At 71.9% G+C, this 20,620-nt stretch carries 19 protein-coding genes; 12 read left to right on the top strand and 7 right to left on the bottom strand.

All coding sequences use genetic code 11. From position 1 onward, the window contains the following. Positions 1-43: 43 nt before the first annotated feature. Positions 44-1,837: a hypothetical protein gene (locus RKD20_RS24785; protein ID WP_424879629.1), complete on the top strand. Its 1,794-nt coding sequence runs from the start codon at positions 44-46 to the stop codon at positions 1,835-1,837. 53 nt (positions 1,838-1,890) lie between these two features. Here RKD20_RS24785 and RKD20_RS24790 read toward each other — a convergent pair whose 3' ends face one another. Next, positions 1,891-3,228: an ABC transporter substrate-binding protein gene (locus tag RKD20_RS24790; protein WP_424879630.1), complete on the bottom strand. Its 1,338-nt coding sequence runs from the start codon at positions 3,226-3,228 to the stop codon at positions 1,891-1,893. A gap of 118 nt (positions 3,229-3,346) precedes the next feature. On the opposite strand from RKD20_RS24790, the gene RKD20_RS24795 reads away from it, so the two are divergent. Next, entirely contained in the window at positions 3,347-3,847 is a 501-nt protein-coding gene (locus RKD20_RS24795; RefSeq protein ID WP_007382799.1) for an SCO4402 family protein, read from the top strand. 46 nt (positions 3,848-3,893) lie between these two features. Further along, positions 3,894-4,763 carry a formyltetrahydrofolate deformylase gene (gene purU / locus RKD20_RS24800; protein WP_424879631.1) on the top strand — a complete coding sequence of 290 codons (870 nt, stop codon included), beginning with the start codon at positions 3,894-3,896 and terminating at the stop codon, positions 4,761-4,763. A 169-nt stretch (positions 4,764-4,932) separates the two neighbouring features. Here purU and RKD20_RS24805 read toward each other — a convergent pair whose 3' ends face one another. Both RKD20_RS24805 and RKD20_RS24810 read right to left on the bottom strand, forming a co-directional pair. Continuing rightward, positions 4,933-6,279 carry a zf-HC2 domain-containing protein gene (locus tag RKD20_RS24805; protein WP_424879632.1) on the bottom strand — a complete coding sequence of 449 codons (1,347 nt, stop codon included), beginning with the start codon at positions 6,277-6,279 and terminating at the stop codon, positions 4,933-4,935. After that, positions 6,276-6,857, bottom strand: coding sequence for a sigma-70 family RNA polymerase sigma factor (locus tag RKD20_RS24810; RefSeq protein WP_020121755.1), 582 nt, complete (start codon positions 6,855-6,857; stop codon positions 6,276-6,278). Before RKD20_RS24810 ends, RKD20_RS24805 begins: the two co-directional genes overlap by 4 nt. A 315-nt stretch (positions 6,858-7,172) precedes the next feature. Here RKD20_RS24810 and RKD20_RS24815 point away from each other — a divergent pair, with 315 nt between their 5' ends. Further along, positions 7,173-7,553 (top strand): STAS domain-containing protein, encoded by a 381-nt coding sequence (locus RKD20_RS24815; protein WP_424883308.1) that lies wholly within the window; start codon positions 7,173-7,175, stop codon positions 7,551-7,553. A gap of 138 nt (positions 7,554-7,691) precedes the next feature. Continuing rightward, complete coding sequence (locus RKD20_RS24820; RefSeq protein ID WP_424879633.1) at positions 7,692-8,204, top strand: EF-hand domain-containing protein; 513 nt, start codon at positions 7,692-7,694, stop codon at positions 8,202-8,204. Here RKD20_RS24820 and RKD20_RS24825 read toward each other — a convergent pair. Then, positions 8,183-9,691, bottom strand: a complete 1,509-nt coding sequence (locus tag RKD20_RS24825; protein WP_424879634.1) for a class I adenylate-forming enzyme family protein — start codon at positions 9,689-9,691, stop codon at positions 8,183-8,185. The genes RKD20_RS24820 and RKD20_RS24825 overlap by 22 nt on opposite strands. 149 nt (positions 9,692-9,840) lie before the next feature. Here RKD20_RS24825 and RKD20_RS24830 point away from each other — a divergent pair, with 149 nt between their 5' ends. From RKD20_RS24830 to RKD20_RS24840, 3 genes are all read left to right on the top strand, one after another. Continuing rightward, positions 9,841-10,974 carry an acyl-CoA dehydrogenase family protein gene (locus RKD20_RS24830; RefSeq protein WP_424879635.1) on the top strand — a complete coding sequence of 378 codons (1,134 nt, stop codon included), beginning with the start codon at positions 9,841-9,843 and terminating at the stop codon, positions 10,972-10,974. A gap of 135 nt (positions 10,975-11,109) precedes the next feature. Next, on the top strand, positions 11,110-11,982 hold the full coding sequence (locus RKD20_RS24835; protein ID WP_424879636.1) for an acyl-CoA dehydrogenase family protein: 873 nt from the start codon (positions 11,110-11,112) through the stop codon (positions 11,980-11,982). 509 nt (positions 11,983-12,491) lie between these two features. After that, positions 12,492-12,953: an ATP-binding protein gene (locus RKD20_RS24840; protein WP_424883309.1), complete on the top strand. Its 462-nt coding sequence runs from the start codon at positions 12,492-12,494 to the stop codon at positions 12,951-12,953. Between the two features lie 318 nt (positions 12,954-13,271). Here the strand turns inward: RKD20_RS24840 and RKD20_RS24845 are convergent, their stop codons facing one another. After that, positions 13,272-14,198 (bottom strand): cyclase family protein, encoded by a 927-nt coding sequence (locus tag RKD20_RS24845; protein ID WP_424879637.1) that lies wholly within the window; start codon positions 14,196-14,198, stop codon positions 13,272-13,274. 85 nt (positions 14,199-14,283) lie between these two features. Here RKD20_RS24845 and RKD20_RS24850 point away from each other — a divergent pair, with 85 nt between their 5' ends. From RKD20_RS24850 to RKD20_RS24860, 3 genes are all read left to right on the top strand, one after another. Further along, positions 14,284-15,150 (top strand): SDR family oxidoreductase, encoded by an 867-nt coding sequence (locus RKD20_RS24850; RefSeq protein WP_424879638.1) that lies wholly within the window; start codon positions 14,284-14,286, stop codon positions 15,148-15,150. Between the two features lie 135 nt (positions 15,151-15,285). Further along, complete coding sequence (locus RKD20_RS24855; RefSeq protein ID WP_424879639.1) at positions 15,286-16,437, top strand: acyl-CoA dehydrogenase family protein; 1,152 nt, start codon at positions 15,286-15,288, stop codon at positions 16,435-16,437. Beyond that, positions 16,437-17,486 (top strand): Zn-dependent alcohol dehydrogenase, encoded by a 1,050-nt coding sequence (locus RKD20_RS24860; protein ID WP_424879640.1) that lies wholly within the window; start codon positions 16,437-16,439, stop codon positions 17,484-17,486. Before RKD20_RS24855 ends, RKD20_RS24860 begins: the two co-directional genes overlap by 1 nt. On the opposite strand, the gene RKD20_RS24865 is transcribed toward RKD20_RS24860, so the two are convergent. Beyond that, positions 17,483-18,475: a GlxA family transcriptional regulator gene (locus RKD20_RS24865; RefSeq protein WP_424879641.1), complete on the bottom strand. Its 993-nt coding sequence runs from the start codon at positions 18,473-18,475 to the stop codon at positions 17,483-17,485. The genes RKD20_RS24860 and RKD20_RS24865 overlap by 4 nt on opposite strands. A gap of 71 nt (positions 18,476-18,546) precedes the next feature. On the opposite strand from RKD20_RS24865, the gene RKD20_RS24870 reads away from it, so the two are divergent. After that, on the top strand, positions 18,547-19,851 hold the full coding sequence (locus RKD20_RS24870; protein ID WP_424879642.1) for an MFS transporter: 1,305 nt from the start codon (positions 18,547-18,549) through the stop codon (positions 19,849-19,851). Positions 19,852-19,896: 45 nt separating this feature from the next. Here the strand turns inward: RKD20_RS24870 and RKD20_RS24875 are convergent, their stop codons facing one another. Further along, positions 19,897-20,484: a flavin reductase family protein gene (locus RKD20_RS24875; RefSeq protein ID WP_424879643.1), complete on the bottom strand. Its 588-nt coding sequence runs from the start codon at positions 20,482-20,484 to the stop codon at positions 19,897-19,899. Positions 20,485-20,620 lie beyond the last annotated feature (136 nt).

Genomic DNA, 20,620 nt, shown 5'->3' on the forward strand with positions numbered 1-20,620 from the left:
GTGAGCCGACGATTCCGAAGTTCCCCCATAAGTAGGAGTCCCGGTGACGCAGAGTGGACAGGGCGAGCAGCCCTCGGCGCGCGAAGCGCGCGAAGGCATCGTGCTGCCCTCCGACGGCGGGGAACCCCTGCTGCCGGGACAGACGGGTGGACACGGCGGTCCGCAGCCCGGTTACGGCCCCCCGCAGCAGGGTGGCTACGGCAGCCCTCCGCAGGCGGGCCAGCCCGGACCGGCCGCCGACGCGGCCTACGGTCAGCCGCCCGGCGGCCAGGCCTGGGGCACCCCGTGGGGTCCCGGCCAGCAGCAGGACCAGGCCCAGCAGCACCAGCAGGATCAGGCCCAGCCGCAGCACCAGGACTGGTCGCAGCCGTCCGCCCAGACCTGGGGCGCGCCCCAGCAGCCCGGCGGCATACCGCCGCAGTCCCAGGCCCAGGCTCAGTCCCAGCCGCTGCCCGCGCCGGGGTACGACACCGACGAGCCGACGTCCTACTACCTGCCGCCCGTGGGCGGGCCCGCCCCCCAGTCCCAGCCGCTGCCCCCGCAGCAGGGCCAGGTCGCGCCCTACGAGGCTCCCGGGAGCGGTGCGCCGCAGCAGCAGGCCGCGCCGGGGTACGACTCGAACGAGCCGACCTCCTATTACCTGCCGCCCGTGGGCCGGCCCCTCCCGTCGGCCCCCGGTACCCCCGCCTCCGCGCCCCTGCCGCCGGCCGACGAGGGCGCCACCCAGTTCCTCCCGCCGGTCGCGGCAGGTCCCGCCGCCCATGAGGGCGCCACGCAGTTCCTCCCGCCCGTCCGCCCCGGCGAGCTGCCGCCCGAGGTGTCCGCCGAGGCGGCGCGGTACCCCGGACAGCACCCGCACGCCCCGTACGGCGCGCAGCCCTCGCACAACCCGGGCCCCGACGCCGAGGCCACGCAGTTCATCGCGCCCGTGCCCGGACAGGCCCCCGGCGCGCCCTACGGCGGGGAGCGGCAGCCGCCCTCCGACTTCGACAACCTCTTCCGCAGCGGCCCGGGCGGTGAGGGCGCCGCGTCCACGCAGCAGATGCCGCGCTTCGCCCAGCCCGAGGCCGTACCGCCCGCGTACGGGGCCCAGCAGCCGCCGTACGGCACCCAGCCGCCGTACGGAGCCCAGCAGCCCGCGTACGGGGCCCAGCCGCCGTACGGCCCGCCGGGCGCCGAGCTCTACGACGACGGCGACCGAGGCGGCCGCAAGCGGTCTCGGGTGCCGGTCATCGCCGCCGTGGGCATCGGCATCGTCGTGCTCGGCGTCGGCGCGGGCGCGCTGCTCGCCGGGGGCGGGGGCGGCGACGGGGGCGACAAGAACCAGACCGTGTCGGCGACGGCTCCCGCGACCGGCGGCTCCTCCTCGCCGGCCGCCGACCCGGCGAAGGCGCAGGCCGGCGAGCTGGACAAGCTGCTCGCCGACAGCGGCAACAGCCGTTCCTCGGTGATCAGCGCGGTGGCGAACGTGAAGTCCTGCAAGAACCTCGGCCAGGCGGCCCAGGACCTGCGGGACGCGGCGGCCCAGCGCACCGGCCTGGTGACCCGGCTCAAGACGCTCTCGGTCGACCGACTGGCGGGCCACGCCGAGCTGACCGCCGCCCTCACCAGGGCCTGGCAGGCGTCCGCGTCCGCCGACAACCACTACGCGGCCTGGGCCGACCAGGCGGCCGGCAGGAAGGGCTGCAAGAAGGGCCAGGCCCGCACCACGGGTCAGACCCAGGCCGGCAACCGGGACAGCGGCACCGCCAGCACCGAGAAGGCCAGGGCGGCCCGGCTGTGGAACGCGATCGCCAAGAAGTACAGCCTGACCGAGCGCACCGCCACCCAGCTGTGAACGGTCCGCGGGGGGCGTCCAGGCGCCCCCCGCGGTTCAGCTGACGTCGCGGTTCAGTTGACGTCCGCGTTCTGGAGCGTCTTCGTCACGTCGGTGAAGCCCGTGCGCGCCGCCACGAGCTGGCCCCGGCGCACCAGTTGGAGCGTCACATGGGCGTTGACCATGCGCGGGAAGCCGACCGAGGCGAGGTCGTCGGCGGAGCTCCAGGTGTCCCGGGTGGCCCACTGGAGGGTCGGCGTCAGACCGCCGGTCGAGATCTTGAGGCCGTCGTTGAGGGCGCCGCGCACGCTGTCGGCGGACACCTCGCCGCCGCCCAGCGACTCGACGGCCTTCTCGAACACCGTGTAGGCGATCCAGGTGGTCTGCACCCCTGCGTCCGCCGAGTCGATGCGGTTGTCGCCGAAGGCCTCCGTGTTGATGACCTTCTTCATCGCGTCCCAGCGGGCGTCGCTCTCCACCGGGTACCAGCCGGTGATGTACGAGCCCTCGTAGGGCCCCGAGGCCCCGCCGGACGCGTCGATCACCGTCTGGTCGACGCTGCCCATCGCCATCGCGGTGCGCACGGCCGGGTAGTCCTCGCGGGCGCGCCGGAAGGAGTCCATGAAGGTGCTGGTGCGGTCGCCGAGCGCGGGCACCACACACCCCTCCTTCGAGCCGGCGGCCCGCGAGCCGGACGTCGAGCTGTCGAGCGCCTTCGTCGACTGCGCCGAGTACTCGGTGGCGTCGTCCGCCGCCCGCACGTCGCTCGCGGCCCGGTGCCGGCCGGTGGTCAGCCCGGAGTCCAGCAGGACGGGCAGCTCGTCGCCCGCGATGGTGTCGGGCCGTACGAGGGTCACGTTGCCGCAGGCCGCGGCGAGCTCCTTGCCGAGGCCTGCCAGGAGCGTGGGCTGGCCGCCGTTGACGGGGTAGGACAGCGGGCTGGTGAACTCGTCGTTGGTGACGCCGTAGCCGCCGATGTAGGGGATGCCCGCGCCCTCCAGCGGCGGGAAGAAGGAGTCGCCGTACTGGCTGTAGGAGCCGACGACCGCGACGACGTGCTCCTTGACCGCGCGCCGGGCGCACTTCGCCGCGGACACGCCGTCGTTGTGGTCGTTGCAGGTCAGGACGGTGAGCTTACGGCCGTTGATACCGCCCCTGGAGTTGATCCAGCGGGCGTAGGCCCGGGCGAAGGCCGGCATGCCGGGCTTGTTGGTCGCCTTGGTGTCCTCGGGGGCCCACGTCATCACCTTGATCGGGCCGCCCCCGGAACCCCCCGCGGTACCGGGGACGACCCCGCAACCGGCGACGAGGGAGGCACACGCCGCCAGGGCTCCCGCCGCGAGGGCGGTGGCTCTGACGGGCCGGTGGTGCCGGGGGAGCAAAGGGCTGCGGATGCGTCGCCTGCCGGTCATGGGCACACACGCTTCCGCCACATCCCCAACTCGGGAGTGACTCTCGGTCGACGAACGGTGACGTAAGGGTGAACAGCGAGGGTCTGTGCGGCACGTATGGGGGAAGAACGTACGATCGGTGACCGTGCAAGGTTCGGAGAACTCTTCCCGTCGCGGCCGTCGCTCCCCCACCATGGGCGGCATGCCACAGAACGACATGCCGTGGTGGCGCTGGCGCAGCAATGTGCGTTCCGCGCTGCACATGCTCTCCGACCCAGGGTTCCAGCAGAACGTCTGGCTGGCCGGTGTCGAGGGGTACGGGGACGTCACCGACGCCGTGTACCGCCTCGTCGAGGACACCTGGCTGGACAACTGGTCCGCCGAGAAATACGTCGGCACGATCTTCCGGGACTCCCAGGAGGCGGCCCTCGTCGACACCGCCGTGCTGCGGGTGCTGCGGATCATGCACCAGGTCGGACCGGACGCCCCCGTCTCCGTGTACATGGAGAACCCCGGGTGGCCGGACGCGGTGCGGGCGGCGCGGGACGCGCACGTGCGGATGGCGACGGCCGACGGGGAGGACCCCGACGCGCCGCCGCGCACACTCCAGGTGCTCCAGATCATGACCCGGTCCGCGTGACGGACGCGGTGTCTCCCGCACCGGTCGATATGCGACCCTGTCCTGCATGAACGAGCAGTCCGCCCCCGCCGACCAGTACGTCCTGATCCTGTCCTGCCCCGATAAAAAGGGCATCGTGCACGCCGTGTCGAGCTACCTCTTCATGACCGGCTGCAACATCGAGGACAGCCAGCAGTTCGGCGACCACGACACGGGTCTGTTCTTCATGCGCGTCCACTTCTCGGCCGAGGCCCCGGTCACGGTGGACAAGCTGCGGGCCTCGTTCGCGGCGATCGGTGACTCCTTCCACATGGACTGGCAGATCCACCGGGCCGAGGACCGGATGCGGGTCGTGCTGATGGTCAGCAAGTTCGGGCACTGCCTGAACGACCTGCTCTTCCGCGCGAGCATCGGTGCGCTGCCGGTCGAGATCGCCGCCGTGGTGTCCAACCACACCGACTTCGCCGAGCTCGTGGGGTCGTACGACATTCCCTTCCACCACATTCCGGTGACGCGGGAGAACAAGGCCGAGGCGGAGGCGCGGCTGCTCGAGCTGGTGCGGGAGCAGGACGTCGAACTCGTCGTGCTCGCCCGGTACATGCAGGTGCTCTCCGACGACCTGTGCAAGCAGCTCAGCGGCAAGATCATCAACATCCACCACTCGTTCCTGCCGAGCTTCAAGGGCGCGAAGCCGTATCACCAGGCTCATGCGCGCGGGGTCAAGCTGATCGGGGCGACGGCGCACTACGTGACCGCGGACCTCGACGAGGGGCCGATCATCGAGCAGGAGGTCGAGCGGGTGGGGCACGACGTCACTCCGGACCAGCTCGTCGCGATCGGGCGGGACGTGGAGTGCCAGGCGCTGGCGCGGGCCGTGAAGTGGCATGCGGAGCGGCGGATTCTGCTGAACGGGCGGCGGACGGTGGTGTTCGCCTAGGAGCTCGGGGGCTTCTGTTTGGGGGGCGGCTGCGGGTGGTTCGTGGTTGCTCGCGCAGTTCCCCGCGCCCCTGAACAAGCTCAGCTGCAGGTGCTCTTAGGGGCGCGGGGAACTGCGCGAGAAGCCCCACTCGCCGACTGCCGCCGACGAACCCTCGACCAGCCCCCGCCTACATGCGGCTCAAGCTCGCCGCGGCGAACAGCACGTCTCTGATCGCGTCACGGTCACCCACCTGCCCCGCCGCGGCATCCGCCGGAGGCACGTGGCCCGCCGCCAGTCGGCAGAACTCCACGCCGTCCAGCGCCACATGCGCCACCTCGTGCTCCGCCGAACCCACCGCCGCCGGGGAGTCGAGCGGGATCAGCCACTCGCCGCCGCCCAGCCCCTCGATCTCCAGTCGCAGGGTGCGGCCGGGGCCCCCGGCGCTCACGAGATGCCGTCCGTGGGCCGGTGACGTCAGCCCCTTCTGCCGTCGTTGCGCCAGTACCGCGGGCAGCATCCGCGCCGCCAGGTCGATCATGCGGTTGAGGTGGCGGGGGGACGGGGGGTCGTAGGGGTAGTCGACCGCCTCCGCGATGTCCTCCGCGTGGACCCAGCACTCGAAGGCGCGGTCCAGCATCGCGTCGTGGAGGGGGAGCGTGAAGTCGCCGTAGGCCACCTCGAGCTTGCCGGCGGTGCCGCCGGTGAAGGACACCGTGCGGACGAGGTCGTGGCTCTGCTCGCGCCAGGGGGCCCGCACGGAGCGGGTCGGCGGGAAGTGCGAGCCCCGCCAGTACGCCTCGGTACGGCCCGACGGCGTGGGCGCGTCCGCGCGGGTCTCGCCCAGCGGGTCGTCCAGGCCCAGGGCGATCGCGACGAGGCCGTCGACCGACATCAGGTGGGCCATGACCCCGGCGACCGTCGTACGGCGGCTCGTGGCCTCGTCGGCGTCGAACCAGCGCAGCCTGACCGGGGCGTGCCACTCGGAGTCGCCGAAGTCCTGCAGCAGCGCGTCGAGGCGGGCGGTCTCGGCGTCGTACGGCCTCGCCCAGACGGGAATCGGGATGCGCGGCGGACGCCGGTCGAGGCAGCCGTCGAGGACGCGGGTGCGCAGGCCGGGGTCCAGATCGAGGCTCTCCGGCCGCTGGAGCAGGCCCACCGCGCCGCGCAGCCGCAGCGCCTCGTCGGCGCAGGAGCCGCAGTCGCCGAGGTGGTCCTCCACGGCGGCCGTCTCCTCCGCGGAACACGCGGCGAGCGCCCACGCCCCGAGCAGCGACTTCAGCACGCGGTGCTCCAGTACCGGGACAGGGGGCGGGACGGGTTCGTCCAGCGCGGGCAGCGGCCGGCCGGTGTCCTCGACGGAGGCGCGGGGGAGGGGTATGCGGGGCGGGTGGGCCGCGTCGCCCGCGTCACCCGGGTCGCTCGGTCCGCCGGTGCCATCGCCGCGCATGCCGCCGCCACCGCCGTCGGGACCCGTCCCGTGATCGTCGGGGCCGTCCTGGTCGTCGTACGCCTCGAAACCGCCTGATCCGCTCATGCCGCGCCCCCGTATCCCGGCGGAGCGCCGGGCGCTCCGGTGTCGAGTGCCGTGGACAGGAGCTGGAGGCCCAGGCGGAGGCGGCGGCGGGCCTCGTCCTCGGTGATGCTGAGGTCGGCGGCCGCCTGGCGGTAGTCGCGGCGCTGGAAGTAGGCCAGCTCCAGGGCGGCCCGCAGCGGGGTGGGCATGGACTGGACGATGTAGTCGGCCCGGGCGGCGACCGAGGCGTGGCGCACCTTGCGCTCAAGTTCCTCGGCGGAGCCCTCGCCGGCCCGGGTGAGCGCGGCGGTCTCGGTGGCCCTCAGCCGCTGCACGGCCAGGCGGTGGGTCAGGCCCGCGACCCAGGAGCGCAGCGGGCCCTGTTTGGGGTCGTAGGACTCGGGGTGCTCCCAGACGTGGGCGAAGACGTCCCGGGTGATGCCGTCGGCGGCGCGCTCGTCTCCGAGCACGCGGTGGGCGAGGCCGTGCACGAGTGAAGCGAAACGGTCGTAGAGCTCGCCGAGGGCGGCCGCCTCACCGCGTGCGAGCCGCTGTTGCATCTTGCGGTCCCAGCGGGGCGGTGCGTCCTTCTTCGTCATGCGGCCCCCTCACCCCCGGAAGTGTCCGGTCAAGCCTGCGCCCGACCGTCTCCTCGAATGTAGTCGGCACCTCCGACAGCGCACGCCCCTTTGTTGCAATGCGCGCCCCCCGAGGGGCCTCAGGTGGTAGTGGACCTTCCCCTACCCGTTCGCTCATTGATCAGACCCGATCGAACAGGATCGAAGCCGACTAAAACAAGCCTCTTCAGAAGGGTTTCCGTTTCTTGCTCTGTGTTTCAGGGAACGGCCGCTGGGCAGCCACGCTGCAAGGAAGCGTAGGAAAGGCTTCCGTTTGCTTTCCGGCGAATGAAGGGCATGGTGGTGGCGTTCAATGTGACCGGTGACGAGCAGGGTGAGTGGACCGTGCTCAGTGTGTCGGGCGAGCTGGACCTGGTGACCTCGCCGGTGCTCCGCGCGCGGGTGCACGACGCGGTGGCCGAGGGCCGCCACAGTCTCGTCCTCGACCTCTCCGAGGTCTACTTCTGTGATTCCAGCGGTGTCGGCGTCCTCATCGCCTCCCGCCGTCTGATCCGCTCCTGCCGGGGCGACCTGCGCCTGATCCTCCCGGCCCAGGGCGCCGCCGACGGCTCCCACGTCAACCGCGTCCTCGGCGCGCTGGGCGTCCGCCGCCTGTTCGACGTCCACCCGGACCTGGACTCGGCGACCGGCGAGGAGGCGGGACCACTGTCCGCATAGGTCCGCCTGTGCCACGCCCTTGTCCCGAAATTCCCCCGGTCCTGGCACAAGCGCCGCCTTCCGGCCCCTGGGGCGCCGCTCGCGCCGTACGCTCCGTGCGAGATGCACCCGACGTGATGTGAGGCGGTCCGAAGAGACATGGTCAGCAGCGAGTACGAGCGCAGGATCGCCGGCCGGTTCGCCACCTTCGACCAGGACGGCAACGGCTACATCGACCGCGAGGACTTCAACGTGGCGGCCAAGGCGCTGCTCGCGGAGTTCGGTACGGCGGCACGCTCCGACAAGGGACAGGCGCTGTACGTCGGCGCGGAGGCGTTCTGGCAGGGCATGGCCGGGATCGCCGACCGGGACGGCGACCAGCGGATCACCCGCGACGAGTTCGTGAACGGCGCGCTCAAGCGGCTGCGCGACAACCCGGACCGGTTCGCCGAGATCGCGCGCCCCTTCCTGCACGCGGCGATCGCGGTCGCCGACCAGGACGGCGACGGACGCGCCACCGTCGAGGACACCGCGCGCGTGCTGCGCATCCTGGGCGTGGGCGAGGACATCGCGCAGGCGGCGGCCGCCACCCTGGACACCGACGGCGACGGCAAGGTCGGCGAGGCCGAGATCGTGCCCGCTTTCGCGCGTTACTTCACCGTCCCCGAATAACGCTCCCTGAGCTTGTACTTCAGGACCTTGCGCAGGGTCTCGTTACGGGGAAGGGCGTCCACCACCTCCAGCCGCTCCGGCAGCTTGTGCGGCGACAGCCCTTCCGCGCGCAGATAGTCCGTTACCGCGTCCAGGGTCAGCTCCGCGGCCCCTTCGGGCTGTTCCACCACGGCACACACGCGCTCCCCGCGCTCGGCGTCCGGCAGTCCGATCACCGCCACGTCCCCGACGGCCGGATGCGCGGCCAGCAGGTCCTCGATCTCCTTCGCCGAGATGTTCTCGCCCTTGCGGATGATCACGTCCTTGAGCCGCCCGGTGAGCACCAGATGGCCGGTCGCGGTGAGACGCCCCAGGTCACCGGTGCGCAGATAGCCGGCCTCGTCGAAGGCCTCCGCCGTCTGGGACGGGTCGAGATACCCCTGGCACACCGCCTCCCCCTTCAGCCGCACCTCCCCGTCCACGATCCGCACGGACATCCCCTCCGGCGGCCGTCCCTCGGTCGTCGCCAGGTTCTCCACCGTGTCGTCCGGAGCCCCCATGGTGATCATCGGCACCTCGGTCATGCCGTACCCGTGCGTCAGCTGCACCCCCAGCTCGCGTACGACGGCGTGGTAGACCTCCGGCGGCTTGGGCGCCCCGCCGCCGGCGAGCAGCCGCAGGGTCGGGATGATCTTCTCGCCGGGCCGTCTGCGCTGCTCGGTGAGGAACATCGAGTAGAACGCCGTCGAACCGCCCGCCACCGTCACCCCGTGCCTGCGGTAGCCCTCCAGCGCGTCCGGCAGCGCGAACTGCTCGAACATCACCGCCGGGAAGCCGTACAGCAGCAGCATCACGGTGTAGTCCGGGCCCGCGATGTGGGCGTACGGGAAGGCCATCGAGCCCACGTCGTCCGCCGTGAGGCGCAGTGCGTGCGCGAGGCAGGAGCCGCCCGCGATCAGCGAACGGTCGGTGTGCAGCACGCCCTTGGGATCGGAGGTGGTTCCCGAGGTCCAGTAGATCCACCGCACGGAGGTGCCGTCGGCGGGCGGGGCGGGGAGGACGGCCGGGTCCCCGTCCGGGAGGTTGTTGTACGCCTCGAACACGCCCTTGGCGCCGAGCCGCCGGGCCATCTCCGTGTGGTCGAAGCCGCGCCAGAGGCCCGGTACCGCGAAGAACTCCGCCTTCGACTCCCTCAGGGCGAAGCCGACCTCGCGGTCCCGGTAGAAGGGGATGACGGGCGACTGCACGGCACCGAGGCGGGCCAGGGCGAAGGAGAGCAGGGCCGTCTCGATACGGGTGGGCAGCTGCCAGGCGACGACCGTGCCCGGACGTACGCCCATGTCGTACAGGCCGGCCGCCACCCGCTCGCCGCGCGTGCGCAACTCGCCGAAGGTGAGCGTGCGGTCGTCCTGGAGGAGGACCGGGCGGTCGGGGCTCAGGTCGGCGCGGCGGGCGGCCAGCTCCCAGAGGGTGCGGGACGCGCTGAGCGCGTGGGCGGTGTCGGTCACGGCGGCCCCCTTTTGTGGAGCAACGGAACTGACGGATCGTCAGATCGTGGGCAGAGCGTAGGGCTCGACGCCTTGTCGGTCCAGGGGTGTGCGACCTAGCCTTCGTGCATGAGCTTTATCTGACGGCCTATCAGATATGGAGTGCCGCCATGGATCTCGCGTACACGCCGGAAGAGGAGGAGTTCCGGGCGCGGCTGCGCGAATGGCTCGCCAAGGCGCTCCCCACGCTGCCGCCGAAGCCGTCCCCGCAGGACTGGCCCGGACGCAGGGCGTACGACCTCGGCTGGCAGCACATGCTGTACGACGCCGGGTACGCGCACGTGCACTGGGACGCGTCGCCCACCACGCGGCTGATCTTCCTGGAGGAGACGGAGACCGCGGGCGCGCCCTATGTCGGGGCCGGATTCGTCGGACTGCTTCACGCGGGGCCCACGATCGCCGCCGAGGGCACGCCTGAACAGCGGGAACGCTGGCTGCCGCCGATCCTGCGGGGCGAGGAGGTCTGGTGCCAGGGGTTCAGCGAACCGGACGCCGGGAGCGACCTCGCGGCGCTGCGCACGCGGGCGCGCAGGGACGGCGACGACTATGTGGTGACCGGCTCCAAGATCTGGACCTCGCACGCCGAAGTCGCCGACTGGTGCGAGCTGTTGGTGCGGACCGATCCGGCGGCTCCGAAGCATCGCGGGATCAGCTGGCTGGCGATGCCCATGTCCTCGCCCGGTGTCGTGGTGCGGCCCTTGCGGACCCTAGCGGGGTCCGCCGAGTTCGCCGAGGTGTTCCTCGACGAGGTACGGGTGCCGGTGGCGAACCGGGTCGGCGAGGAGAACGACGGCTGGCGCGTGACCATGGTGACGCTGTCCTTCGAGCGCGGGACGGCGTTCGTGGGCGAGGTGGTCGCCTGTCGGCGGGTCCTGGGTGAACTCGCCCGCGCGGCAGTGGAGAACGGGCGCTGGGACGATCCCGTGCTCAGGCGACGACTGGGGCGGCTGAACGCGGAGTTCCGGGCGCTGTGGCGGCTCACGCAGTGGAACGTGAGCGCGGCGGAGGCGAGTGGCGGGGTGCCGGGGGTGGGAGGGTCCGTCTTCAAACTCCGGTACTCGCATGCGCGGCAGGAGTTGTACGACGCGGCGGCGGAGGTTCTGGGTGCGGAGTCGCTGGATCTCGAACAGTCCTGGGTGCTGGAGCGGTTGTCCTCGTTGTCGTACACGATCGCTGCGGGGACTTCGCAGATTCAGCGGAACATCGTGGCGGAGCGGGTTCTTGGGCTGCCGAAGGGACGGTGAGTGCGGCTTGCGGTGGTTTGGTGGGTGCGAGCCGGTGGGGGCTGGTCGCGCCCGCGCGGCGGTAGCCGCACATCGAACACAGCCCCGCGCCCCTGGGTGGGTGACCGCAACCCTCGTCAAAAGGGGGGACGTGTCGTGCGGTTTCAACTGACCGGTGATCAGCTGGCGTTGCGGGACGGTGTGCGTGGGTTGCTCGCGCGGCGGTTCGACGGTGAGGCACTGCGCGCTGCCGTGGTCTCGCCCGGGCTGGACCGTGCGCTCTGGCGGGAGCTCGGGGCCGCCGGGTTCTTCTCGCTTCGGGTGCCGGAGGCTGACGGTGGGGTCGGACTCGGGCTGCCGGAGGCCGTGTTGGTCTTCGAGGAGGCCGGGCGGGCGCTGCTGACCGGGCCCCTGGTGGCGACCCACCTCGCGGCGGGTGTCGTGGACGGGGCCTCCGAGGGGGAGGTCGTCGTGGCCGACGTCGACCCGGGCGGACTCGTGGAGTGGCTGGCGGAGGCGGACGTCGTGCGAGGGGACGCCACCGGGGCCGTAGCCCTTAAGTCGGTGGATCCGCTGACGCCGCTGCACCGGGTTCCCGGAGCACACGCGCGCGCCGCCGATCCCGTCGCCGTGCTCCTCACCGCCGCCGAGCAACTGGGCACCGCCACGCGCGTGTGTGAGCTGGCGGTGCAACACGCGCGGACGCGGAAGCAGTTCGGGCAGCCGATCGGGGCCTTCCAGGCGGTCAAGCATCTGTGCGCGCGGATGCTGGTGCGGGCGGAGACGGCCCGGGCCGCGGTGTACGCGGCCGCCGTGACCGCGGACCCGGTGGACATCGCCGCGGCCCGGCTGCTGGCCGACGAGGCGGCCGGACGGGGCGCCCGGGACTGTGTCCAGGTGCACGGCGGGATGGGCTTCACCTGGGAGTGCGAGGTGCAGCTGCACCTGAAGCGGGCCTGGGTGCGGGCCCGGCGGGGCGGCGGCGGTGCGCAGAGCGAGGAGTCGCTCGCCGTCGATCTGCTGGCCTGAGGCGGTCGTGGCCGGCCCGCTTTCCGGTGCGTCCCCAGCGGATGTCGCGGATTGTGGCATACCGGAATCACGGAGCGTTGATATCGGGTTGTGTCCTAGGTGTGACTCGTCACGTCCTGGAGTCGGCGCCCTGCTCCGGTACCTTGTGTGAGATGCGAGTGGTTCCGAGCATGAGCCATGCCGGTGTTGCCGATGAGGCGGCCCCGGACTGGGCGATGCGCGCCGCTGCTCGCAGGGCGGTAGGACCTGCGTCCACCGCCTGTTCGACTCCCCGTGGGGAGCGTCGCACAGTATCCCGCACGGGTACTCCTTCGCGCTGGAATATGCCCGAAGCGCTTGTTGGCGTGACTGTACGTCAACCATGCTGTCTCGTAAGGGATTCACGTTCTGTGACCCCGGCTTTGGTCATTGTTCTGGTCATGCAAAAAATGGCTACGATCGTGGCCCTCGTGAGGCGCGAGGCCATGTGCCCGCCGGTTCGGATGGTGTGAGCGGTGCAGGTGCTTCAAGTGCAGCTGGAGATCAGGCCCGACCCCGCAGAGGTGGGGCGAGCCCGGAGGTGGGCCCGCTCGCGGCTCGCCGGGTCCGGGACAGGGATCGACGAATCGCTCGCCGAGACCCTGATCCTGCTCGTGTCCGAGCTGGTCACCAACGCCGTGGTGCACACCGGCCGTCCGGCCGTCCTGCGGTTGTCCCTGCCGGGCGCCGAGGTGGAGTCGGCCACCGTCCGCCTGGAGGTCGCCGACCGCAGCGGCCGGGCCCCGGTGCCGCGCTGCGTGGACGGTGACGCGACCGGCGGCCGCGGCCTGGCCCTCGTCGACGGCCTCGCGGACCGCTGGGGCTGGAGCCCGGAGGGTGCGGGCAAGAGCATCTGGTGCGAACTCGACCGCTGCGAGCGGCCGCGGCAGGTCGTGGAGACCTGCGGCGTCGAGGCCTCGGCCTACGAGGGGCTGGCGTTCGAGGCGGTGTGACGGCGCACGGTGGCAGGGGCCGCCCTCGCCCCTCCCTCGCCGCGAGGCGGTGCGCCGGGACGTGCATCCGTGCGCGGTCGTGACAAAAGGGTCGTAAGCAACAAATCCCCGTACGGGTGTTGACGCACCGTGTTCGATTGATGACGCTGGTGGTCAGCGATTCGCCGCGAGGGGACGCCGAGGGTTCCGGCGACGGGAACCCCCGACGAGTGCGGATCGTGACGCGGTGTCGATTTCCGCGGGGCGGAGGGAAATCGATGACGGCGGCGCGCGATGCCGTGCTCGGGGCGGGCCTGCGCGCGCCGCCGACCGACCTCCTCACAGAACGGCCACCGGGGCCACGGGTGTTCCGGTGCCGCCGACGAACGGCTCGGGCATCGCGGACAGCAGAAACGCGTACCGGCCAAGTTCTCCACAGGCTGTGGACAACTCTTCGAGGTTCCAGTTCTGGCCCTGGAGCATCCCCATCTCCACCAGGTCCAGCGCGTGCACCGGCAGCCACAGGTCCTCGATCTCGGGCGGGAAGATCTCGAAGGTGAGCGTGTCGTTGGCGACCGCGGCCACATCGCGCGCGTGGAACCACTCCGGGGTGCGGACCGACAGGCCCGGCGACGGATAGGCGTACGCCTCCTTGTCTCCGGCGAGATACACCTGGATCTGCCCGGTCCGTACGAGCACGATGTCCCCGGCACGCACCCGCGTGCCCGCGAGTTCCTCGGCGGCCTCCAGGTCCTCGGGCGTCACGGCGTGCGCTCCGTCGAGCCGCTCCACGCCCCGTGCGCGGGCCACGTCCAGCAGCACCCCGCGCGAGAGGACGTACCGCGCCTTGTCGATTCCGCTGAACTCGGCTCCGCCGTGCGGGGTGATGGTGCCGGCCGGGCGGCCGTTGTAGAGCAGGCCGGAGTGCGAGACGTGGGTGAGCGCGTCCCAGTGGGTGCCCGCCTGAAGGCCCATGGTCACCGCGTCGTCGCTGCACGCGACCGTGCCCGGGCCGAAGATCTCCTGGTTGATCTGCACCATCGCGTGCAGCGGGTTGACCCGGCCCGGCATCATCCCGGTCTGCACGCCGTCCTGCCTGAGCGGGAGGGCGAGGGGGACGCGGCGGCCGGTGCGGACGGTCGCGACGGCCCCGCGGACGACCTCGTCGGTGATCAGGTTCAGGGTGCCGATCTCGTCGTCGGATCCCCAGCGCCCCCAGTTGTTCACGCGCTTGGCGATGTCGTGGAACGCGGCCGGAAGTGACATCGGGCCCTCCCCAGGGCTTGTGTCCGCACATCTGACGGGTCATAAAATCTAACGGTCCGTCAGAAACCGCGGGAAGGGGCCGGGCGTGGGGAACTTCTTGGCAGGCAGGGTCGTCGCCGTGACGGGCGCGGGACGGGGGATCGGGCGGGCGGTCGCGCTGGGCGCGGCGGCCGAGGGCGCGCGGGTCGTCGTCAACGACTACGGCGTCTCCGTGGACGGAGCCTCTCCCGCGAGCGAGATCGCCTCGGGCGTGGTGAAGGAGATCGAGGCGGCCGGCGGCGAGGCGGTTGCCGTGGCCGACGACATCTCGACCATGGCGGGAGGGCAGCGGGTCGTCGATGCCGCGCTGTCCGCTTACGGGCGCCTTGACGGTGTCGTCTGCGTGGCCGGGATTCTGCGGGAGCGGATGCTGTTCAACATGTCCGAGGAGGAGTGGGACCCGGTCCTCGCGACCCATCTGAAGGGGACCTTCACGGTCTTTCGGGCGGCCTCCGCGGTGATGCGTCAGCAGCGGTCGGGGACGTTGATCGGGTTCACCAGCGGGAATCACCAGGGGTCCTTCTCGCAGGCCAATTACAGCGCGGCGAAGGGCGGGATCATCTCGCTGGTGCGCAGTGCGGCGCTCGGGATGCACAAGTACGGGGTGACCGCGAACGCGGTGGCGCCGGTCGCCCGTACGCGGATGTCGGCGAACGTTCCCTTCGACCTGACGGAGATCGGGGAGCCGGAGGATGTGGCCGCCATGGTGGTCTATCTGCTGTCGGAGCCGGCCCGGGAGATCACCGGGCAGGTGTACACCGTGGCGGGGCCGAAGATCGCGGTGTGGGCTCAGCCTCGGGAGTTGCGCGCCGCGTATGCCTCCGGCGGGTGGACGCCGGAGTCGATCGCGGAGTTCTTGCCGGGGAGTGTGGGGGTGGATCCGATGCCGTTGCTTTCGGGGCCGGGTGCCTAGTGGGTCGGGGGCGGTTGGTGTCCGGCGGCTGCGGGTTGTCTGTGGCTGGTCGCGCCCGCGCGGCGGTAGCCGCAGATTGATACAGCCCGCGCCCCTGGGGGAGTTCAACCCGGTCGGTGTTGAGAGGAGAGCCCTGTGGACTTCGGGTTTGGCGCTGAGGATGAGGCGTTCCGGGGGGAAGTGCGGGAATGGCTTGCCGCCCATGCGGATGGGAACCAGGACCGCCGTACCTGGGAACGAACCCTCGGTAAGTCCGGTTGGATCGGGCTTGGTTGGTCCGAGGCCGGTTACGGCAACCGCACCGCCACCCTCACCCAGCAGGTCGTCTGGGCCGAGGAGTACGCGCGGTCCGGGGCGCCCGCGCGGTCCGGGCACATCGGGGAGAAGCTGCTGGCGCCGACCCTTCTCGCGCACGGCAGCGAGGAGCAGAAGGCGCGTTTTCTGCCTCCCGTCGCCGCCGGGGAGGAGCTGTGGTGCCAGGGGTACAGCGAGCCCGGGGCGGGGTCCGACCTCGCCGGTGTGCGGACGAGGGCCACGCGGGTCGAGGACGGGTCGTACCGGATCAGCGGGCAGAAGATCTGGACGTCCCTCGCTCACGAGGCGGACTGGTGCTTCGTCCTCGCCCGGACCGACCCGGAGTCGCGCCGGCATCACGGGCTCACGTTCCTCCTGGTTCCCATGGACCAGCCGGGGCGCGTCGAGGTGCGGCCCATCCGGCAGCTCACCGGGACCAGTGAGTTCAACGAGGTCTTCTTCGACGGGGCCCACGCGCGCGCCGAGCATGTCGTCGGCGGCGCGGGGCAGGGCTGGCAGGTGGCGATGAGCCTGCTGGGCTTCGAGCGCGGGGTGTCCACGCTGGCCCAACAGGTGGGATTCGCCCAGGAGTTGACCGAGGTGGTGCAAGCCGCCGTACGTACGGGCGCGGTCGCCGATCCGGTCGTACGGGATCTGCTCGTGCGGCAGTGGGCCGAGTTGCGGACCATGCGGTGGAACGCGCTTCGGACACTGGGCGGTTCGGGGGACGGCGGGGCCCCCAGTGTGGCCAAGCTGCTGTGGGCGGGCTGGCATCAGCGGCTCGGGGAGCTGGCGATGCTCGTGCGCGGGGCGGAGGCCACCGTCGGGCCCCGGGAGTGGCACGCTTCCTCGCCGTACGAACTCGACGCGCTGCAGCACCTGTTCCTGTTCTCGCGGGCCGACACCATCTACGGCGGCTCGGACCAGATCCAGCGGACCATCATCGCCGAGCGGGTGCTCGGTCTGCCCAGAGAGCCCAAGGGGGTCGTCTGATGCGCGGCGTGCTGTTCGACGGGAGGCAGGTCCAGGTCGTCGACGATCTGGAGGTGCGGGACCCGGGGCCGGGCGAGGTGCGGGTCGCGATCGCGGCGGCCGGGCTGTGCCACAGCGACCTGTCCGTCGTGGACGGGACCATTCCGTTCCCGGTTCCGGTGGTGCTGGGGCACGAGGGCGCCGGCGTGGTCGAGGCGGTGGGGGAGGGGGTCACGCATGTCGGGCCCGGTGACCACGTGGCGCTGTCGACGCTCGCCAACTGCGGTGCCTGCGCCGACTGCGACCGGGGGCGCCCGACGATGTGCCGCAAGGCCATCGGGCGGCCCCGGAAGCCCTTCTCGCGGGGCGGGGAACGGGTGTTCCAGTTCGCCTGCAACTCCGCCTTCGCGGAACGGACCGTGGTGAAGGCCGTGCAGGCGGTCCGGATCCCGAAGGACATTCCGCTGACGTCCGCCGCGCTCATCGGGTGCGGGGTGCTGACCGGGGTGGGAGCCGTGCTCAACCGGGCCCGGGTGGACCAGGGGGAGAGCGTGCTGGTGATCGGGACCGGGGGGATCGGGCTCAACGTGATCCAGGGTGCCCGGATCGCGGGAGCGTCGCGGATCGTGGCGGTGGACGCCAACCCGGCGAAGGAGGCGGCGGCCCGGCAGTTCGGGGCGACGGACTTCCTGACCTCGGCGGAGGGGGTACGGGAGGTGCTGCCCACAGGGGCCGACCACGCCTTCGAGTGCGTGGGCCGCGTGGAGCTGATCCGCCAGGCGATCGATCTGCTCGACCGGCACGGTCAGGCGGTGCTGCTCGGGGTACCCCCGGCGGGCGCGGAGGCCTCCTTCCTCGTCTCCGCCCTCTACCTGGACAAGTCGATCCTGGGCTGCCGCTACGGCTCCTCCCGTCCCCAGCGGGACATCCCGCTCTACGCGGAGTTCTACCGCCAGGGCCGGCTTCTCCTCGACGAACTCGTCACGGAGACCTATCCCGTGGAGGACTTCGAGAAGGCGGTGGCGGACGCGGAGGCGGGGCGGGTGGCCCGAGGGGTGCTGACCTTCTAGGACAGGCCCTGGTGGTCGGGAACCCCCGCCCGGAACGTGCGGCGATAGGCGGTCGGGGTGACGCCGAGGGCCGACTGCAGGTGCTGGCGCATCGACTGGGCCGTGCCGAAGCCCGCGTCGTGGGCGACCTGGTCGACGGAGAGGCCGGTGGACTCCAGGAGGTGGCGGGCGCGCTCCACGCGTTCCTGGGTGAGCCACTGGCCGGGGCTGACGCCGACCTCCTCGCGGAAGCGGCGGGTGAAGGTGCGCACCGACATGGCCTCCTGCTCGGCCATGTCCCGCAGCTGGATCGGCTCGTGCAGGCGGCCGAGCGCCCAGGCGCGGGCCGAGGTCGTGGTCGACTGCTGGGGGTCGGGCACCGGCCGGTGGATGTACTGCGCCTGACCGCCGTCGCGGTGCGGCGGTACGACGGTGCGGCGGGCCACCTCGGTGGCGACCGCCGTGCCGTGGTCGCGGCGCACCATGTGCAGGCACAGGTCGATGCCGGCGGCGACGCCCGCGGAGGTCAGGACGTCCCCGTCGTCGATGAACAGGACGTCCGGGTCGACCCTGATCTGCGGGAAGAGCCGCTGGAGACGGTCGGAGTCGGCCCAGTGCGTGGTGGCGGGGCGCCCGTCGAGGTAACCGGCGGCGGCCAGGACGTAGACGCCGGTGCAGATGGAGGCGAGCCGGGTGCCGGGGCGGATGTGGGCGAGGGCGGCGGCCAGTTCGTCGGTCAGCACCCCCTGCTCGAAGACCGGGCCCAGTTCGTACGACGCCGGGACGATCACGGTGTCGGCGGTGGCCAGGACCTGAGGGCCGTGCTCGACCTGGACGTCGAAGTCGGCGTCGGTCCGCACCGGGCCCGGCGGGCGGATCGAGCCGGTGACGACCTCGTACAGGTGGCGACCCCGGGCGTCCTTGGGGCGGCCGAAGATCCGGTGCGGGATGCCCAGCTCGAACGGCAGGACGCCGTCCATGGCGAGGACGACGACGCGGTGCGGCTTCATGGCCCGATCCTAACGAATACTGTCCTTCGGGCCAATGGATTCGCCGGGCCGCGGGCCGCACGCTCTATGTCGTGCCCCAGACAACCGAAGCCGCAGCCGTCGAGGAAACCCGGTCCCCCGGAGGATTCCGCATCCACCGCGCGTGGTTCGTCGCCGCCGTCACCTTCGTGACGATCATCGGCGCGGCCGCCTTCCGCTCCCTGCCGGGCCTGCTCATCGACCCCCTGCACGAGGACTTCGGCTGGTCGCGCGGCACCATCGGCGCGGCCGTCTCCGTCAACCTCGCGCTGTACGGCCTGACCGCGCCCTTCGCGGCGGCGCTGATGGACCGCTTCGGCATCCGGCGGGTGGTCGCGGTCGCGCTGACCGTGATCGCGGTCGGCTCCGGCCTGACCGTGTGGATGACGGCCGCCTGGCAGCTGATGCTCTACTGGGGCCTGCTCGTCGGCCTCGGCAGCGGCTCGATGGCGCTGGCCTTCGCCGCGACCGTCACCAACCGCTGGTTCACCGAGCGGCGCGGCCTGGTCACCGGCATCCTGACCGCCGCCTCCGCCTCAGGGCAGCTGATCTTCCTGCCGGTGCTGTCCTGGATGGTGGAGAGGCACGACTGGCGCCCGGCGGCCGTCACGGTCGCCCTCGCCGCCCTCGCGGTGGTCCCCTTCGTCTGGCTGCTGCTGCGCGACCACCCGGCCGACGTGGGCCTGAAGCCGTACGGCGCCACGGAGTTCGTGCCGAAGCCGGAGCCGGTCCAGGGCGCCGCGCGCCGGGCGGTGACGGTCCTGTTCAAGGCCGCCCGCACCGGCCCCTTCTGGCTGCTCGCCGGCACCTTCGCGATCTGCGGCGCCTCCACCAACGGCCTGATCCAGACCCACTTCGTGCCCGCCGCCCACGACCACGGCATGCCCGTCACGGCCGCCGCCTCGCTGCTCGCCGTCATCGGAGTGTTCGACGTCGTCGGCACGGTGGCCTCCGGCTGGTTCACCGACCGCTTCGAACCCCGCCGCCTGCTCGCCGTCTACTACGCCCTGCGTGGCGTCTCGCTGCTGTTCCTGCCCATGCTCCTGGCCCCGTCGGTGCACCCGCCGATGCTCTTCTTCATCGTCTTCTACGGCCTCGACTGGGTCGCCACCGTCCCGCCCACCGTCGCCCTGTGCCGTGAGCAGTACGGCGAGGACAGCGCGATCGTCTTCGGCTGGGTCCTCGCCTCCCACCAGGTCGGCGCCGCGCTGATCGCCTTCCTCGGCGGTGTGGCACGGGACGTGTTCGGCACGTACGACATGATCTGGTACGCGTCGGGCGCGCTGTGCGCGGCGGCGGCGCTGATGGCACTGGTGATCCGGCGCAGGCCGGAGAACTCCGTGCTCGCGGCGGCCTGACGGTTCACCGGCCGGTGGCCCGGCAGAGCCCTCGGCCGGGACGGCTCAGAGGAACCGTCCCCTGTGGAACAGCAGCGGAGCCTCGCCCTCGCCCGTCCCCAGCGCGTCCACCCGTCCCACCACGATCAGGTGGTCGCCGCCGGTGTGCACCGCGTGGATCGTGCAGTCGATCCACGCGAGCGTGCCCGCGAGGCGCGGGGAGCCGGAGGCCGGGGCCGGGTCGTGGGGGACGCCCGCGAACTTGTCAGCGCCGCTCACCGCGAACGCCCTGCACAGCTCGCCCTGGGCCGCGCTCAGGACGTTCACGCAGAAGACGCCCGCCCGGGCGATGCGCGGCCAGGTCGTCGACGTACGGCCCACCATGAAGGCGACGAGCGGTGGGTCGAGGGAGAGGGAGGAGAAGGACTGGCAGGCGAAGCCGGCCGGTTCCTCGCCGGGTGCCCCGGGGGCCGTCACCACGGTGACGCCGGTCGCGAAGTTCCCGAGCACGCGCCGGAACCCGGCCGGGTCGACCGGTGCCCGCTCGTCCTCGCGCACACATCGCAGCTCCGGGCGGGGCAACGCCTCCACGGCGAGCGCCTTCCCGGACCTGAGGTAGCGGACGGCCGCTTCCGCCGTCCCCGCTTGTCCCATCACGTTCTCCATTGAAGCTGACGGTGTGTCAGATGGGAAGGGGTCCGGGCAGGTGACGACGGCCGCTGCTCGACGGCAAGGGTGCCCACGACCCCTACGGCGACGGCTCCGAGGGGCGCCCCGGTGTCGTCGTACG

This window comes from Streptomyces sp. SLBN-8D4 (assembly GCF_049739545.1).
Classification (GTDB): Bacteria; Actinomycetota; Actinomycetes; order Streptomycetales; family Streptomycetaceae; genus Streptomyces; species Streptomyces canus_C.